Source organism: Pseudomonas sp. KB_15, assembly GCF_052114525.1.
In the GTDB taxonomy this organism is placed as follows: domain Bacteria; phylum Pseudomonadota; class Gammaproteobacteria; order Pseudomonadales; family Pseudomonadaceae; genus Aquipseudomonas.
In genome coordinates this window covers 101,448-116,928 of sequence record NZ_JBFREX010000006.1, presented here as the reverse complement: position 1 = coordinate 116,928, position 15,481 = coordinate 101,448, and the positions used below count along the sequence as shown (strand labels likewise).

15 protein-coding genes are annotated in these 15,481 nt (G+C 60.6%); all 15 read right to left on the bottom strand.

Annotated features, from left to right (window positions below; genetic code table 11):
- Position 1: 1 nt before the first annotated feature.
- The 15 genes from fliL to fliT all read right to left on the bottom strand — a co-directional run bounded on the left by fliL (position 2) and on the right by fliT (position 15,475).
- Positions 2-505, bottom strand: coding sequence for a flagellar basal body-associated protein FliL (gene fliL / locus AB4Z35_RS09910; RefSeq protein WP_008001755.1), 504 nt, complete (start codon positions 503-505; stop codon positions 2-4).
- A 228-nt stretch (positions 506-733) separates the two neighbouring features.
- Positions 734-2,092 carry a flagellar hook-length control protein FliK gene (locus AB4Z35_RS09905; RefSeq protein ID WP_442096852.1) on the bottom strand — a complete coding sequence of 453 codons (1,359 nt, stop codon included), beginning with the start codon at positions 2,090-2,092 and terminating at the stop codon, positions 734-736.
- A gap of 100 nt (positions 2,093-2,192) precedes the next feature.
- Positions 2,193-2,543: an Hpt domain-containing protein gene (locus AB4Z35_RS09900; RefSeq protein ID WP_442096851.1), complete on the bottom strand. Its 351-nt coding sequence runs from the start codon at positions 2,541-2,543 to the stop codon at positions 2,193-2,195.
- Positions 2,544-2,573: 30 nt separating this feature from the next.
- Positions 2,574-4,280, bottom strand: a complete 1,707-nt coding sequence (locus tag AB4Z35_RS09895) for a SpoIIE family protein phosphatase (protein WP_442096850.1) — start codon at positions 4,278-4,280, stop codon at positions 2,574-2,576.
- Between the two features lie 5 nt (positions 4,281-4,285).
- Positions 4,286-4,594, bottom strand: coding sequence for an STAS domain-containing protein (locus AB4Z35_RS09890; RefSeq protein ID WP_108231295.1), 309 nt, complete (start codon positions 4,592-4,594; stop codon positions 4,286-4,288).
- Positions 4,595-4,801: 207 nt separating this feature from the next.
- Positions 4,802-5,251 carry a flagellar export protein FliJ gene (gene fliJ, locus AB4Z35_RS09885; protein WP_007983386.1) on the bottom strand — a complete coding sequence of 150 codons (450 nt, stop codon included), beginning with the start codon at positions 5,249-5,251 and terminating at the stop codon, positions 4,802-4,804.
- A gap of 6 nt (positions 5,252-5,257) precedes the next feature.
- Positions 5,258-6,616: a flagellar protein export ATPase FliI gene (fliI, locus tag AB4Z35_RS09880; RefSeq protein WP_008001767.1), complete on the bottom strand. Its 1,359-nt coding sequence runs from the start codon at positions 6,614-6,616 to the stop codon at positions 5,258-5,260.
- Positions 6,606-7,403 carry a flagellar assembly protein FliH gene (gene fliH / locus AB4Z35_RS09875; protein WP_442096849.1) on the bottom strand — a complete coding sequence of 266 codons (798 nt, stop codon included), beginning with the start codon at positions 7,401-7,403 and terminating at the stop codon, positions 6,606-6,608. The genes fliI and fliH overlap by 11 nt, the downstream gene beginning before the upstream one ends.
- A 4-nt stretch (positions 7,404-7,407) precedes the next feature.
- A complete protein-coding gene (gene fliG / locus AB4Z35_RS09870) occupies positions 7,408-8,427 on the bottom strand; it encodes a flagellar motor switch protein FliG (protein ID WP_442096848.1) in 1,020 nt (339 codons plus the stop codon).
- On the bottom strand, positions 8,420-10,207 hold the full coding sequence (gene fliF, locus AB4Z35_RS09865; RefSeq protein ID WP_442096847.1) for a flagellar basal-body MS-ring/collar protein FliF: 1,788 nt from the start codon (positions 10,205-10,207) through the stop codon (positions 8,420-8,422). Before fliF ends, fliG begins: the two co-directional genes overlap by 8 nt.
- 16 nt (positions 10,208-10,223) lie before the next feature.
- Complete coding sequence (gene fliE, locus AB4Z35_RS09860; RefSeq protein ID WP_442096846.1) at positions 10,224-10,550, bottom strand: flagellar hook-basal body complex protein FliE; 327 nt, start codon at positions 10,548-10,550, stop codon at positions 10,224-10,226.
- Between the two features lie 254 nt (positions 10,551-10,804).
- Entirely contained in the window at positions 10,805-12,190 is a 1,386-nt protein-coding gene (locus AB4Z35_RS09855; RefSeq protein WP_442096845.1) for a sigma-54-dependent transcriptional regulator, read from the bottom strand.
- Positions 12,191-12,195: 5 nt separating this feature from the next.
- On the bottom strand, positions 12,196-13,401 hold the full coding sequence (locus tag AB4Z35_RS09850) for a sensor histidine kinase (protein WP_442096872.1): 1,206 nt from the start codon (positions 13,399-13,401) through the stop codon (positions 12,196-12,198).
- Positions 13,402-13,529: 128 nt separating this feature from the next.
- Complete coding sequence (locus AB4Z35_RS09845; protein ID WP_442096844.1) at positions 13,530-15,005, bottom strand: sigma-54 dependent transcriptional regulator; 1,476 nt, start codon at positions 15,003-15,005, stop codon at positions 13,530-13,532.
- 173 nt (positions 15,006-15,178) lie between these two features.
- The gene (gene fliT, locus AB4Z35_RS09840; protein WP_442096843.1) at positions 15,179-15,475 is read right to left on the bottom strand and encodes a flagellar protein FliT; all 297 of its coding nucleotides are present in this window, start codon (positions 15,473-15,475) and stop codon (positions 15,179-15,181) included.
- Positions 15,476-15,481: the final 6 nt, after the last annotated feature.

Here is a 15,481-nt window from a genome sequence, read left to right as displayed (position 1 = left end):
CCTACTGCAGTACGAAATTAGTGAAAAGCAACTGTTCGATCACCACTTTGCCGAGCTCTTTCTGCGCCACTTCCTGCACGCTGGCGGTGGCTTTCTGCCGCAGCATTTCCTGACCGACCGGCGACGCGAGGGTCGCAAAGTCCTGCCCGGAGAACAGCATGACCAGGTTATTGCGGATCACCGGCATATGGACCTTGAGTGCATCCAGATCCGCCTGGTTACGGCCGAGCATGGTGATGCTCACTTGCATGTAGCGCTGGCGCCCGTTCTGGTTGAAATTGGCCACGAAAGCCGGTGCCATCGACTCGAAAATCGCTGGCTGCTTGCCGACAGGACCGGTTTGCGCCACGTCGGCGGCAGGCTTGCTCTGAGCGCTATGCATGAAGTACCAGGTCGCCCCCACAGACACACCGATCGCCAGCAGCAGGGCCACCACGATCACGATAATCAGCTTGAGTTTGCCTTTGGTTGCGGGGTCTTTTACTGCTGCGTCGCTCTTCGCCATGCCAATAATCCGTCACTATTCGGGTTTTCACAGTCGCACGGCAAGGCAAGAGCAAGTGTTATGCCAGAAATGTCGGGGGAGATGGGCGGACCGACTTCGGTCGCAAGATCACCACAAAGCCACTGTGGGAGCGAGCTTGCTCGCGATGGCGGCGTGACCGTCGATGAAAACTTGACTGCCAGGCCCTCATCGCGAGCAAGCTCGCTCCTACAGGGGTATTGCGTTTGGTCAGGCGTAGTAATCGACCGCGCTGGAGCCGATCACGCTGGTGGTATTGGCAGCCACCTCAGCGATGCCCGGGGCCATGTCGTCATCCATTGAATCGAGGCGACCGCTGCTGGCGCTGGTCCGCCCGCTTTGACTTTGCTGTGCTTGTTCCTGCCCCTGTTGCGAGCCACGGGACTGGTCCGAAACGTTGACATCGACCTGCCCCATGCCCTGCTGCGCAAACATGTCGCGCAAGCGATGGACCTGCCCATCCAGCGCCTCACGGACACCCGGATGCGCACTCATGAACGTGACCTGGGTCTGTTGATCGGGAACCATGTTCACCCGAATATCCAGGCGTCCCAGCTCGGCGGGCTGCAACTGGATGTCCGCGGCCTTGAGATTGGCACTGGACAGGTACATGACCCGGTTCACCACCTCTTCGGTCCAGCCGCTCTGGTGCATGGCGATCGGCTGGTTCACCGGCAAGGCATTGGCGGTCTTCGGTGTGGCCGCCTGGGTCAGCGCTGCCAGGCGGTTGGCGAAATCATCGACACGGGTGTCGCTGCTGGCGGACTTGAGATCCTTCAGACCGTCCTCGATCAAGCCGCTGAAAGCCTTGTCGTCGCCCTGGCTGGTGCTGTTCTTGTCGGCCTGAACATCCAGCATGGTCGCCATGCCAGCGGCAAAGTTTTGCGCCGATGTCAGCTCACCGTCAGCCTGGGCTTGCGCCTGTGTCGCAGCAGCCTTGGGCTGCGCCTGACTGGTAGCCGATACGTGACCGCTCTGCTCCATCGCCAGGCGTAACGCCGGCAGGGCGTCAAGTGGATCGGCCTCGGGATCGAAGTTGCCGTCAGCGCTGGTCGGCGCCGGAACGTTTGCAGCCGTGATCGCCGCAGCAACCGGCGCTTCAACCGTTGGCGGCATCGCATCGGCTACGGCAGGCGCTACTGGCGCCGGCACCACTGGCTGTATGGCTTGCTGCGATGCAGGATCAAGCGCCGGATCGACCGGCGCGGCATCGACGACCTGAGCCGGGCCGGCCTCTGACGCATCATCGCCGGCGGTCTTGTCGTCAGCCTGCAGCGATTTGTCGGCAGGCAAGGATTTGCCGCCATCGGCAACCACCGGCTCCCCGGCGGCAGACTTGTCGTCGCCAGCGTCGTTCTTTGCGCCGACACCGCAGGTTTTGTCACGATCAGGCTTGAACGAAGCATCCGCCAACGCATTGGGCTTGTTCTGGGCCTGATTGGCGTAGACATGAGCGAAGCTTGCGGCCTTGTCCCCGGGCTCAGCGACCAGTGCCGGAGGATTGGCAGACGCCGCTTGAGTCTTGGCCTGCCTGGAGGCCTGAAGAAGAATATTGGGGATAACGGGCATGAAACGGTCTCCGCTGCACGGGGCTCGTAAGTACAGTTGGATGAATTAACTGCAAAGGTCGAGCCAGTTTTACTCGAAGGAGATCAAACGCAGCAAGTACTCAGATTTTCGCCGGGCAACGCTGTCGTTCAGCTTCGTACAGAGGTCGGATTCCGGCGAATTCGCGGTCGATTTCACGGACCAGTTCCTGAACGGCTGCCCATGGCAAATCCTTGGCCTGCTTTTCAAGTTGATGACATAGCTCGGTCAGCCTGAGTGCGCCCATGTTGCTACAGCTGCCTTTGAAGCTATGGGCGGTTTCAACGAGCAGTGCGGCACTGTCAGCCGCTCTCAGGACTTTCAGGCGCTCTTCGGAATCCGCAAGAAAGACATCCAGCAGATCCGGATAGGCGTCTTCCATCACTTCCTGCAATGCACTCAGTACGTCGCGATCCACATGTGTGTCGTCCACTTGTTCACTCCTTGATCAAGAATGCGCGGATTATGCCTGAGCCTCCCAGATAAACTCCACGCGTGCACTTCGACCATCGTCGGTCCAGCGGGCATTACGCCCCAATTGGCGGATCAGACTGACCCCACGTCCCGACAGGCGGATGTCATCCACAGGCCTTGCCATCACCCGCTCGACATCAAAACCCCTGCCGCTGTCTTCGATGTGAATCGTCAGGCAACCGCCGTCGTCTGTTGGCGCCACCTGCAAATGCAACCGGACATAGCCTTCCTGCAGCTCGTCCAGCCGGGTATTGCGCTCTTGATAATACCGCGCAAACCCCGAGGCATCGCGCTTGAGGTTCGAATCCAGCCCCAGTACGCCATGCTCCAGCGCATTGGAATAGAGTTCCGCCAGCACACTGTAGAGCGCTCCGCTCTGCGCCCGAAGGCCATGGACCTCAAGCAGCAACTGCAACAGGTAGGGTAACGGATTGAATCGCTTGAGCGTGGCGGCGCGAAACTCGAAACTCACCGACCAGTCCAGCGGACAGGACTGGCCGCTGTCGGAATAGACCAATGCCGGTGGAGTGATCTGCGCCGGCTCCAGCAAGCTGATTTCGACCATGCTGACATCGTCGCGCGCTTCTCCGCCGAAATGACGCAGCGCTTGCTCGATCTCTTCGAACAGCGCACCCGGCTGGCGATTGGCGGCAAACACCTGCTGCAATCGCTGCACGCCAAACAACTGATCGTTGGCGTCGCAAGTGTCGATCACACCATCGGACAGGAGAAACACCCGATCCCCGAGCGCCATGGGAAACACCTCGGTACGCTCATCGAAGGATTCCGGGCTCAGCACCCCCAAAGGCAGGTGCCGCGCCGGCAGAGGCGTGCGCTCCCCACAGGCTATGCGATGCAGGTAACCATCCGGCATTCCGCCGTTCCAGACTTCCACCGAACGACGCTGAAAACTCAGGCACAACATCGTGGCACAACAGAACATGTCCACCGGCAGGATGCGTTTGAGCTTGGCATTCATCTCGCGCAGGGTTTCTGCCAGGCCGTAACCCTTGGCGGTCATCCCGTAAAAGACTTCGGCCAAGGGCATGGCACCCACCGCCGCCGGCAAGCCGTGGCCGGTGAAGTCGCCCAGCAGCACGTGCATGTCTCCGGCCGGCGTGAACGCGGCCAGCAACAGGTCGCCGTTGAACAGCGCATAGGGCGATTGCAAATAACGGATATTCGGAGCGGCAGTCAGGCAGCCGGAGTGCGCCACCTTGTCGAAAACAGCCTTGGCCACGCGTTGCTCGTTGATCAGGTAGTGGTGATGCCTGGCGATCTGGTCACGCTGTTGCAGCACGGTATCCTGCAGCCGCCGCAAGCGATCCATTGCCTTGATCTTGGCAGCGAGAATCACCTGGTTATAGGGTTTCGCCAGAAAGTCGTCACCGCCGACTTCCAGACAACGAGCCAGGGCTTCGCTTTCGGACAACGATGTGAGGAAGATGATCGGCACCAGGGTTTCCCCGGCCAGGACCTTGATTTGCCGGGCCGCCTCGAAACCGTCCATGACCGGCATCATCGCATCCATCAACACCATGTGCGGTTGTTGCCGGCGAAACGCGTCGACCGCTTCGGCGCCGTTGGCCGCCGTCAGCACTTCGTGCCCCTGGCGGCGCAGGATGCTCGACAACAGCAGGCGATCGGCGGCGCTGTCCTCGGCAATCAGGATCGTCAGCGGCTCCAGTGGCTGCATGACAATCAACTGATGTCGAACAGTTTGTCGAAGTTGGAGATGGCGAGGATTTTGCGCACATCGGTACTGCTGTTGACGACGCGCACATCGGAGTCGTCGCCACCGGCATGATCGCGCAGCAAGAGCAGCATGCCCAGGGCCGAGCTGTCCAGATAGGTTGCGTCTTTCAAATCGACGACTATCGAACTCGGCAACTTGCCGTCGGGGCGCTCATAAGACTCACGAAACTCCTGATGCTTGGCGAAATCGAAACGACCCTTGACCGAGATCGTCAGCTTTCGCCCATCGGGTGAGACTTCTGTAACAACTGGCATGTCATGGCTTCCTTGTCATTGGTAAACCTGCTTGTACAAGGTTTAGCAGTTGGTAGAGGTTGGGGCAAGGCTGGAAACATGTGGAGTCAGCGAGATCGCTTTCGCGGGCAAGCCACGCTCCCACAGGTTTTTCGCCAATTTTGAAATGGCGCAAATCCTGTGGGAGCGTGGCTTGCCCGCGATGAACGATAACGCGGTCCACCTGATTCAATACTGATCCTGCCGTGGCAAGCGCTGGGATAACTCGTCCAACAACTTTTGCTCGCGCTTGTCTTCAAGCGCCCGCGCCTCATCGGCATAGCGCTGAACCAGCTTGCGTAAACCTTCGACCCGGGCAAACGCCTGTTGCCAGGTTTCCCGGGCCTTGTTCAGGTTGTTTTGATGCCAGGCCAGGCTTTGCCGCTGCTGGTCGATGGCCGTGCCCAGTTGCGCGAGAAAGCCCTGATAACCCAGCAGCCATTGGCCCGAGACGCCGCCACTGCCGCGCACGATCCATTGTTCCTGATAGTCGAGACGAAAGGCTTCGAGGTCGGCAAGCTTGCTTTCCGCCAGGCGAACCTGCCCTTGAAAGTGCCCCAGGCGCTGGACTGCGGTTTTCTCGGCCTTTTCGGCCATTTCCACCACCGGCGCCAGCCTTCCTGCCCGACTCTGGGCCATGACCGCTTAACCGCCTGCCGCCGGCGCGAAGATCGAAGCGAGATACGCTTCGCTTTCGCCCAGGCTGATGCTGTCGTTGAGGCCCTGGCGCAGGTACTTGACCAATTGCGGTTGCAGGGAAATCGCCAGGTCGGTCTCACGGTCGCCGCCCGCGACATAGGCGCCAACACTGATCAGGTCGCGGCTTTGCTGATAACGCGACCACAGTTGCTTGAAGTACTGCGCACGAGTCATGTGTTCCGGCGATACCACCGCCGGCATCACCCGGCTGATGGACGCCTCGATATCAATGGCCGGGTAATGCCCTTCCTCGGCCAGGCGCCGGGACAGCACGATGTGTCCGTCGAGTACGCCCCGCGCCGAGTCGGCAATCGGGTCCTGCTGGTCGTCACCTTCGGACAACACGGTGTAGAACGCGGTGATCGAACCACCGCCCTTCTCCGCGTTGCCGGCCCGCTCCACCAGTTTCGGCAGCTTGGCGAACACCGATGGCGGATAGCCCTTGGTGGCCGGCGGCTCGCCGATGGCCAGGGCGATTTCCCGCTGGGCCTGGGCGAAACGGGTCAGGGAGTCCATGAGCAGCAGGACATTCTTGCCCTTGTCGCGGAAATATTCGGCGATTCGCGTGCAATACATGGCGGCGCGCAGACGCATCAGCGGCGCATCGTCCGCCGGGGACGCCACCACCACTGAACGCTTGAGCCCTTCTTCACCGAGAATGTGCTCGATGAATTCCTTGACCTCACGACCCCGCTCACCGATCAGCCCGACGACGATGATGTCGGCCTCGGTGAAGCGCGTCATCATCCCCAGCAACACCGATTTACCCACGCCGGTACCGGCAAACAGGCCGAGCCGCTGACCACGACCGACCGTCAACATGCCGTTGATGCAACGAATACCGACGTCCAGCGGCTCGCTGATCGGCTCACGCTTGAGCGGGTTGATGGTCGGGCCGTCCATCGGCACCCAGTCTTCGGCCTTCATCCCGCCCTTGCCGTCCAGTGCACGACCGGCGCCATCGAGCACCCGCCCGAGCATGCTCATGCCCATGGGCAAGCGACCGCTATCCGACAGGGGAACGACCCGAGCGCCAGGGGCGATACCGGCGACACTGCCGACCGGCATCAGAAAAACCTTGGTGCCGGAAAAGCCCATGACTTCGGCTTCGACCTGCACCGGGTGATAACTGTCGTCGTTGATGACCATGCAACGGCTGCCCATGGCAGCGCGCAGGCCCTCGGCTTCGAGGGTCAGGCCGACCATGCGTAGCAAGCGGCCCTCAAGGATCGGCGCACCGGCAAGCTCCGTGGCCTCGGCATAACTGCCCAGGCGCTTGGCGAAACTGGTGCGTTCAAGGCGCATCAGGCGCATCCGGTTCTGGCCCGGCAACCGGTTTGCTGTCGATCGGCAGCTCCAGGCTCAAGTCCGGCGTGGCCGGGTGCAAGGCTTGTTCGTGCAACTGATCGAACAGCTTGTCCATCACCCGCGCGATGCGGGTTTCAACCGTGGCGTCGATGCGGCTGTGTTCCGTCTCGACCCGGCAACCGCCGGGCAGCAGCGACTCGTCCTCGACAATGCGCCAGGTTTCCTCATGGCGCTCGCGCAGGGCTTTGACCTGTTCGAAATCCTGCGGATTGATGTACAGCCGTACATTGCCCACGCCCAGCGGCAGGAGCTTGAGGGCTTCACGCATGACATGCTGGATCTGCGTCGAGTCGATGGCCAGTTCGCGCTCAATCACCTGTTTGGTAATGTGCTGCACGAGGTCGACCAATGACTTTTCAATCTGGGTGTCCTGTTCGGCGATGGGCTCGAACAGGTGCGCCATCAGTTGCTCCAGACCGGCGATCTTGGCAGCCAGCGCTACTTCGGCTTCCTGGCGAACCTTGAGCGTGGTGCTGTGGAAACCTTCTTTCTCGCCCACCGCGAAGCCTTCGTTGTAGGCTTCCTGGCGAATGCTTTCGAGTTCTTCGAGGGTCAGTGGCTGGACTTCCTCCAGCGGCACTTCCTCCATTTCCGGCGGCTCGGGTTCAGGTTCCGGTTCCGACTCGGGTTCCGGCGGGTCGAAACTGGGCAGCGCCCAGGTATCGAAGCCACTGACATCCCTGGCCCGGATCAGGTCAGTGGGTGCATCATCATTCTTGACCATGGTGTTAGATCATTTCCTCGCCGCCCTTGCCGCCGAGAACGATTTCTCCGGCTTCGGCCATACGGCGGGCGATGGTGAGGATTTCCTTCTGCGCGGTTTCCACGTCGCTGACGCGCACCGGGCCCTTGGCTTCCAGATCGTCGCGCAACAGTTCGGCCGCACGCTTGGACATGTTCTTGAAGATCTTCTCCTTGACGCCTTCGTCCGACCCCTTGAGGGCCAGTACCAGTACATCGGAGGACACCTCGCGGAGCAGCGCCTGGATCCCGCGGTCGTCGACATCGGCCAGGTTGTTGAAGACGAACATGAGGTCTTCGATCTGACCGGACAGGTCTTCGTCGACTTCGCGGATCGAGTCCATCAACTGGCCTTCGATCGAGCTGTCGAGGAAGTTCATGATGTCCGCCGCACGCTTGATGCCACCCAGGGTGGTGCGCGAGGCATTCGAGTTGCCGGAGAACTGCTTCTCGAGAATCTGGTTGAGCTCTTTAAGGGCCGCTGGCTGTACGGTGTTCAGCGAGGAGACCCGCAGGATGATGTCCAGTCGAACCTTGTGGTCGAAGTTGCCAAGTACTTCACCGGCCTGATCCGGATCAAGATACGCCACCACGATCGCCTGGATCTGCGGGTGCTCATATCGGATCACATCGGCGACGGCGCGCGGCTCCATCCACTTCAGGCTGTCGAGGCCGCTGGTGTTGCCACCGAGCAGGATGCGGTCGATCAGGCCGTTGGCCTTGTCTTCGCCCAAAGCCTGGGTGAGCATTTTGCGCACATAGTCGTCGGAGCCGATGCCCAGGCTGGTCTGGTCGCCGACGATATCGACGAACTCGCTCATCACCTGCTGGACCTGCTCGCGGTGCACATTCCCCATCTGGGCCATGGCCACACCCACGCGCTGAACCTCTTTCGGGCCCATGTGGCGCAGCACCTGGGCCGCGTCGGTGGAGCCCAGGGACAGCAACAGGATGGCGGCCTTGTCGACCTTGGACAGTTTGGCGGCAACGGCTCGGTTATCACTCATCTGCGTTAATCCACTCTTTCACGACCTGGGCCACACGACCCGGATCTTCTGCCACCAGACTCTTGATTGCGTTCAACTGAGCGTCATAGCCTTCGCTCGGGCTCGGCAGCAGAATGCTTTGCGGGCCGCCGAGGCTGACGCGGTCGTTGGCCAACTCGCCATCCAGACCGCCCATGCCGCCCAACTCGACGTCACTACCGATACCAGCCAACTGCTTGCCTTTTCCGCCACCGGTGATGTTGTTGAGCACCGGACGCAGCACGCCGAACACCAGCACCAGGATGAACAGCACACCCAGCACTTGCTTGACGATGTCCCAGAACCACGGCTGGGAGTAGAACGGAATATCGGCAATCACCTCACCGCGCTCGGCGGAGAACGGCATGTTGATCACGCTGACACTGTCACCACGGCTGGCATCGAAGCCGACCGCATCCTGAACCAGACGAGTGAAGCGCGCCAATTCATCGGCGCTCCACGGCGCACGGGTGGTTTCGCCATTGGCCGGGTTGATCTTGACCTGGTCATCAACGACGACCGACACCGACAGGCGATTCAATCGCCCCTGTTGCTGTTTGGTATGGCTGATGGAACGATCGAGCTCAAAGTTCCTGGTCGATTGTTGACGCTTGTCCGCCGGGTACGGTGCGAGCATTGGCTGACCGGTGGCCGGGTCCATGATTTGCTGGCCGTTGGCATCGATCAGCGGCTGGCCTGGCTGCACCATGCCGGCCGACGCGGTGGCGCCACCGGTGGTTTGTGGCGCGGAGGCCGGCGACGGTGGCTGATTGCTCAACGCCCCAGGCACACCTTGCGGGCCGTTGCTGGCGGTACGCTGTTCGTTGACCGACTGTTCGCTACGCAGGGCAGGCTGGTCCGGATTGAACTGCTCGGAAGTCGACTCGACGGCGCTGAAATCCACGTCGGCCGAGACTTCGGCCTTGTAACGATCGTTGCCCAACACCGGCTGCAGGATGTTATGCACACGCTGGGTGAGCATGCTTTCCATGCGACGGCTGTAGTCGAACTGCTTGCCGGCCATGGTCAGTTCGGAGTTTTCCGCCTGATCCGAGAGCAGGTTGCCCTTCTGGTCGACGACAGTGATCTGCGACTTGCTGAGTTCGGGAACGCTGGTTGCCACCAGGTTGATGATGGCCACGACCTGGCCTGGTTCGAGGGAGCGACCGGAATAGAGTTCAACCAGGACCGAAGCGCTGGGCTTGCGTTCGTCGCGCACGAACACCGAACTTTTCGGGATCGCCAGGTGCACGCGGGCACCCTTGACGTTGTTCAGGCTGGAAATGGTGCGGGCCAGTTCGCCTTCGAGGCCGCGACGATAGCGGGTCGCTTCCATGAACTGACTGGTGCCCAACCCCTGTTCCTTGTCGAGGATTTCAAAACCGATGTTGCCATCGCTGGGAGTGACACCAGCAGCCGCGAGCTTGAGCCGCGCACGGGACAGGTCATCGGCCTTGACCAGCAAGGCACCGGAATTGGGTTCGACGGTGTACGGAATATCGGCAGAGGCCAGGGTCTCCATGACCTGCTTGGCGTCCAAGCCGGCAAGGCTGCCGTACAGAGGCCGGTAGTCCGGTTGCTGGGACCACAACACCACGGCAAAACCAATCGCCACGCTCGCAGCCAGGCCGACCAACAGGCCCACCTGACGCAACATGGTCATCTCGGAGAGGTTTTCCAGGAAGGACAACCCGAACAGCGGCGGCTTGCCGTCTATCGGAGTGGCCTTGGCCGGAACGTTATCGGCGACTGCTTCTGCCATGACTCAATCTCGTCCTTTAAACCGGCATCTGCATGATGTCTTGGTAGGCCTGAACCAGCTTGTTGCGCACCTGGGTCAACGCCTGGAATGACACACTGGCCTTCTGCGAGGAAATCATCACGTCTGTCAGGTCGACGCCGCTTTTGCCGATTTCGAAGGCACTGGCCAATTGAGTGGAAGCCTGTTGGGTGTCGTTCACTTTATTGACGGCCTGACCGAGCATGTCGGAAAAGCTGCTGCCCACCACTTCAGGGACGGCAGCCGACTTCGGCGCAGACATGGCATCCATTTGCATGGCGCGCATATCCAGCATCAACCGATTGAATTCAATACCTTGGCTCATGGTTTCTCTCTTTGACGACCCGCATTTTTTTGACACTCACTCGGCGGGTTATGAGGTGTTAGCAACAAGGGTGCCAGCTCCATGGCCTCTCTGAATAAAAGCCCTTCCCAGACTCTGATCCCAACGCAACTCTGTAGGAGCGAGCCTGCTCGCGATGGACCCAGGAGCGACGCATTTATCCTGCAACTGCGCGTTATCGTTAACGACCATCGCGAGCAGGCTCGCTCCTACAGGGCCCAGGCGCAGGCTAGCGGTCAGGTGGCGAACAGATAGCCTTCCACATCCATTCCGGCATCGCGCATCTGCGCCAGCTTGTAGCGCAGGGTCCGCGGGCTGATGCCCAGGCGCTCGGCCGCCTCTTTGCGGCGACCGCGCTCGGCGCGCAGGGTATCGATGATCATCTGGAACTCATGGCGACGCAGATCATCACCCAGTGCACCGGCCGACTCGGACTCGACTTCCACAGGACGCACCGTAGCCTGCGCCAATGCCGGCAATGGCGCGCAAGTCACCGACCCGGCCAGGCAGAAATCCTGTGGCTGGATCAAGCCACCCTGCTGCAGAATCAGCGCACGCTGAATCGCGTTGTCCAGTTCGCGCACGTTACCCGGCCATGGATAACCGATCAGGCACGCCTGGGCCTCGGGCGACAATCTGGCAGCCGCATGCTTCATTTTATTGACGTGCTTGGCCAGCAGACGCTCGGCCAGCGGCAGGATGTCGGCGGTGCGCTCGCGCAACGGACGCCAGGCCAGGGGAAACACCGACAGGCGATAATAGAGATCTTCGCGGAAGCGCCCCGCCGCCACCTCACCCGCCAGGTCGCGATTGGTGGTTGCGACCACGCGAATATCCAGCGTGATCGGTTTGCGCGCCCCAACCCTTTCGACCTCGCGCTCTTGCAGCACGCGCAGCAATTTGGCCTGGAGCCCCAGGGGCATTTCGGAAATTTCGTCGAGCAGGAGGGTGCCGCCGTCGGCCTGCTCGAACTTGCCGGCTTGCGCGGCAATCGCGCCGGTGAAGGAGCCCTTCTCATGACCGAACAAGGTCGCTTCGAGCATGTTGTCCGGGATCGCCGCGCAGTTGATCGCAATGAACGGCTGGCTGGCGCGAGGAGAATGCTGATGGATGTAACGCGCCAGCACTTCCTTGCCCGTGCCCGACTCGCCCGAGATCAACACCGTGGAATCGCTGCGTGCGACCCGCGCCGCCAGTTCGAGCAACTGCGCGCTCGCCGGCTCGAAGGCTACCGGCCCCTCACCCTCGGCCAGGCCAAGATTGCCCAGGGCATGACGCGCCACCAGATCGAGCAACGCCTTGGGCTCGAATGGCTTGACCAGATAATCCGCGGCGCCCTGGCGCATCGCATCGACCGCACGCTCGACCGCACCGTGAGCCGTCATCAACAACACCGGCAATTGCGGCTGCCGCGCTCGCAGCATGCCCAGCAACTGGTGGCCGTCCATGCCCGGCATGTTGACATCGCTGACCACCAGGCTGAAGGCCTCGGCGCCGACGGCAACCAACGCCTCTTGCGCCGACCCCACCGCCTTGTAATCGTGTCCTGCAAGCAATAGCGTATCGGCCAGTGCCTCGCGCAATGCACGGTCGTCCTCAACCAGTAAAACCTTGATACCCATCAGTGTCACTCCGCTCCTTGAGCGTTGCTGAACAACGGCAGGATCACCTGCGCGCAAGTGCCGCGACCGAGCCGCGAACGCAACTGCAATTCTCCCTGATGAGCACGCGCCACCGCCTTGACCACGGTCAGGCCAAGACCTGTGCCGGTGGCCCTGGTGGTAAAAAAGGGTTCGCCCAATCGCGCCAGAACGGCGGCATCGATACCCGAGCCACTGTCACTGACGCACAGGCGCAGGTTGTTGCCGCGGGTGTAGAGATGAATCTTGAGGCGCAATTGACCGGCACTGGCCTGAATGGCGTTTTCGATCAGGTTGAGGATCGCGCCGACCAGCGTATCGCGATTGCACAGCAACTCCCCCGAATGACTGTCGCACTGCCAGCGGATCGGCAAATCCTGCACGTGGGTCAGCGCTGCCGCTTGCAACGACTGCATCAATTGACCGGGCGTCACGCGGTCGGTCAGTGGCAACTCGCCCCGGGCGAACACCAGCATGTCGCGCACCTGGTGCTCCAGCTCGTGCAGGCGCTCCTTGAGGCGCCCGGCAAAACGCTGCTGGGTAGCGACCGGCAGCGCTTGCTCGGTCAAATGACTGGCGTACAGCAACGCGGCGGACAATGGCGTACGTATCTGATGAGCCAACGAAGCGACCATGCGCCCCAGCGACGACAGACGCTCATGGCGGGCCAGTTGATCCTGCAGATGGCGGGTTTCAGTCAGGTCGTTGAGCAACACCAACTGGCCGGGCTCGGCGTCCAGCGAACGCGTGGCGATCGACAGACGCCGACCATCCTTGAGGGAGACTTCATGACCATCGTCTTCGCGAGGCGCAAAACAGCGGGCAATGACGTGACGCCACAATTCACCTTCCAGCGGCAGCCCCAGCAACTCGCACGCCGCCGGATTGGCTTCGCGCACGATGCCCTGGGCGTCTATGACGATGACACCGCCAGGTAACAGATCAAGGAGGTTTTGCAGGCGGTTGGCCAGGCGTTCTTTTTCCGCCAGCTCCTGCATGCGCTGTGCGCTGACCACTGCCAATTCACCCTTGAGCTCGGTGACCCGGGCTTCAAGCATGCTGTAGGAGTCGGTCAACTGGCTCGACATCTGATTGAACAGCGCGAATGCCTGCTCAAGGCCAAGCCGGCTCGCCTGCTCTACGGACGACGGTTGCCGCGAAGCATCCCCAAAAGCATCTGAGGCAGGAGATATCTGGGCGGCTTGGGGCATCGTGCTCTCTCGCTTGGCTGACCGTCAGTGAAACGGAACGTTGCGAGGGACGTAGCAATACCCGTGCCTAAAAAAAACTTCTTATAAATGAATGGATTGGAAAACAGGCGTCAATCATCCGCCTGTTCATCTCCATCTCGACGGCTCATGCCGTACTTGCGCATCTTTTCCACCAGCGTGGTACGACGGATACGAAGCCGCTCGGCCGCGCGCGCCACAATGCCATTGGCATCATCCAGCGCCTGCTGAATCAACCCCTGCTCCAGCCCACCGAGGTAGTCCTTCAGGTCCAGGCCTTCCGGAGGCAACATGGCATTGGCCGTGAAGTCTTGCGTATGACCGTTGATGGCCACGCGTTCTTCCAGATCGCTGCGCAGACTGTCGACCATTTGCTCGTCTTCATCGTCGACATAGCGGAACTTCTTCGGCAACTCGACCACGCCGATCACGCCGTACGGATGCATGATCGCCATGCGCTCCACCAGGTTGGCCAGTTCGCGGACGTTGCCTGGCCAGCCATGACGGCACAGCGACATGATCGCCGCCGAGTTGAAGCGGATCGAACCGCGCTTCTCGTGCTCCATGCGCGAGATCAGCTCGTTCATCAGCAGTGGAATGTCTTCGACGCGCTCACGCAGCGGCGCCATCTCGATCGGGAACACATTCAGGCGGTAGTACAAGTCTTCGCGGAAGGTGCCGATCTCGATCATGCTTTCGAGATTCTTGTGGGTCGCCGCAATGATGCGCACGTCGACGCTCTGGGTCTTGTTGCTGCCCACGCGCTCGAAGGTGCGCTCCTGCAATACGCGCAGCAACTTGACCTGCATCGGCAGCGGCATGTCGCCGATTTCATCGAGGAACAGGGTGCCACCATTGGCCAGCTCGAATCGACCGGCACGACTGGTGATCGCACCGGTGAAGGCGCCCTTCTCATGACCGAACAATTCGCTTTCCAGCAACTCCGCCGGGATCGCCCCGCAGTTGACCGGCACGAACGGCGCTTCGCGGCGCTTGGAATGGTAATGCAGGTTGCGCGCAACCACTTCCTTGCCGGTGCCGGACTCCCCGAGGATCAGCACGCTGGCATCGGTATCGGCGACTTGCTGCATCATCTGGCGGACATGTTGAATCGCCCGGCTGGTGCCGACAAGACTGCGGAAAAGGTTGGGTTCGCGATGACGACCGCGCTCGCGAGCCTGGTCGTACATCTCGCGATAGACCTGGGCACGGTGCAGCGAGTCGAGCAACTTGCTGTAGCTGGGCGGCATTTCGAGGGTCGAAAGCACTCGACGACGCTGGTCTTCCGGCAGGTCAATGGAAGAATTATCGCCCATCAGCAAAACCGGAAGGAACTCATCCCAGGTCGAGAGTGTCTTTAACAAGCCCAGAAGTGTACCAGGAGCATTGACCGTCCCGATCAGGACACAGATTACTTCACGACTTGACGACAAAGAGCCGACAGCCTGCTGCCAGTCATGGCTACCGCAGGGTAAATTTTCTTCGCCGAGAAAATTTAAAATCACCGCCAGGTCGCGGCGGCGGACGCTATCGTCATCAATCAGCAGAATTTTGGTTTCACGCCACATGCAATAGCAACTTCCCTAGTCAACTCAATGCCCAAAATGTTGGGGCAAGCTAGACGCTTGCAGACACGTTATGCCTGAAGACGACTGAAATCTGGAACCAGCCACTAGTTAAGTCAAAAAACCGTGCACAGTCAAATTTATGGCGCACTATGTCTGGATTAACTTGGGGTTAATTAACCAAACAGATGGTAAACCTTTGATGCCTTTTGTGCTTGGTTGATCTGCGACATCTCTTCGACTATCGCCTGACGCTCGCCCATTGTCGCCGTCAGCAACTCTTTGTATACCACCAACAACCCTTCCAGATTGCTCCGCACCGCGTCTTCGTCGATCGGCGCTTCACTGAGCACCTCGTCGACGCACTCACGACAGGCCGCATCCAGTTCGCCGATGGCATCCCAGTTACGCTCCGCCAGGGCGTCGATCAGGGCTTCGCGGGTTTCCTCTATGCGCCGCAGTGCTTGACTCATGACGTC

Excerpts from the sequence above, each read along its gene's own strand:
- fliL (WP_008001755.1), bottom strand. The coding sequence starts at position 505 with ATGGCGAAGAGCGACGCAGCAGTAAAAGACCCCGCAACCAAAGGCAAA.
- AB4Z35_RS09905 (WP_442096852.1), bottom strand. The coding sequence starts at position 2,092 with ATGCCCGTTATCCCCAATATTCTTCTTCAGGCCTCCAGGCAGGCCAAG.
- AB4Z35_RS09895 (WP_442096850.1), bottom strand. The coding sequence starts at position 4,280 with ATGCAGCCACTGGAGCCGCTGACGATCCTGATTGCCGAGGACAGCGCC.
- AB4Z35_RS09890 (WP_108231295.1), bottom strand. The coding sequence starts at position 4,594 with ATGCCAGTTGTTACAGAAGTCTCACCCGATGGGCGAAAGCTGACGATC.
- fliJ (WP_007983386.1), bottom strand. The coding sequence starts at position 5,251 with ATGGCCCAGAGTCGGGCAGGAAGGCTGGCGCCGGTGGTGGAAATGGCC.
- fliI (WP_008001767.1), bottom strand. The coding sequence starts at position 6,616 with ATGCGCCTTGAACGCACCAGTTTCGCCAAGCGCCTGGGCAGTTATGCC.
- fliH (WP_442096849.1), bottom strand. The coding sequence starts at position 7,403 with ATGGTCAAGAATGATGATGCACCCACTGACCTGATCCGGGCCAGGGAT.
- fliG (WP_442096848.1), bottom strand. The coding sequence starts at position 8,427 with ATGAGTGATAACCGAGCCGTTGCCGCCAAACTGTCCAAGGTCGACAAG.
- fliF (WP_442096847.1), bottom strand. The coding sequence starts at position 10,207 with ATGGCAGAAGCAGTCGCCGATAACGTTCCGGCCAAGGCCACTCCGATA.
- fliE (WP_442096846.1), bottom strand. The coding sequence starts at position 10,550 with ATGAGCCAAGGTATTGAATTCAATCGGTTGATGCTGGATATGCGCGCC.
- AB4Z35_RS09855 (WP_442096845.1), bottom strand. The coding sequence starts at position 12,190 with ATGGGTATCAAGGTTTTACTGGTTGAGGACGACCGTGCATTGCGCGAG.
- AB4Z35_RS09845 (WP_442096844.1), bottom strand. The coding sequence starts at position 15,005 with ATGTGGCGTGAAACCAAAATTCTGCTGATTGATGACGATAGCGTCCGC.
- fliT (WP_442096843.1), bottom strand. The coding sequence starts at position 15,475 with ATGAGTCAAGCACTGCGGCGCATAGAGGAAACCCGCGAAGCCCTGATC.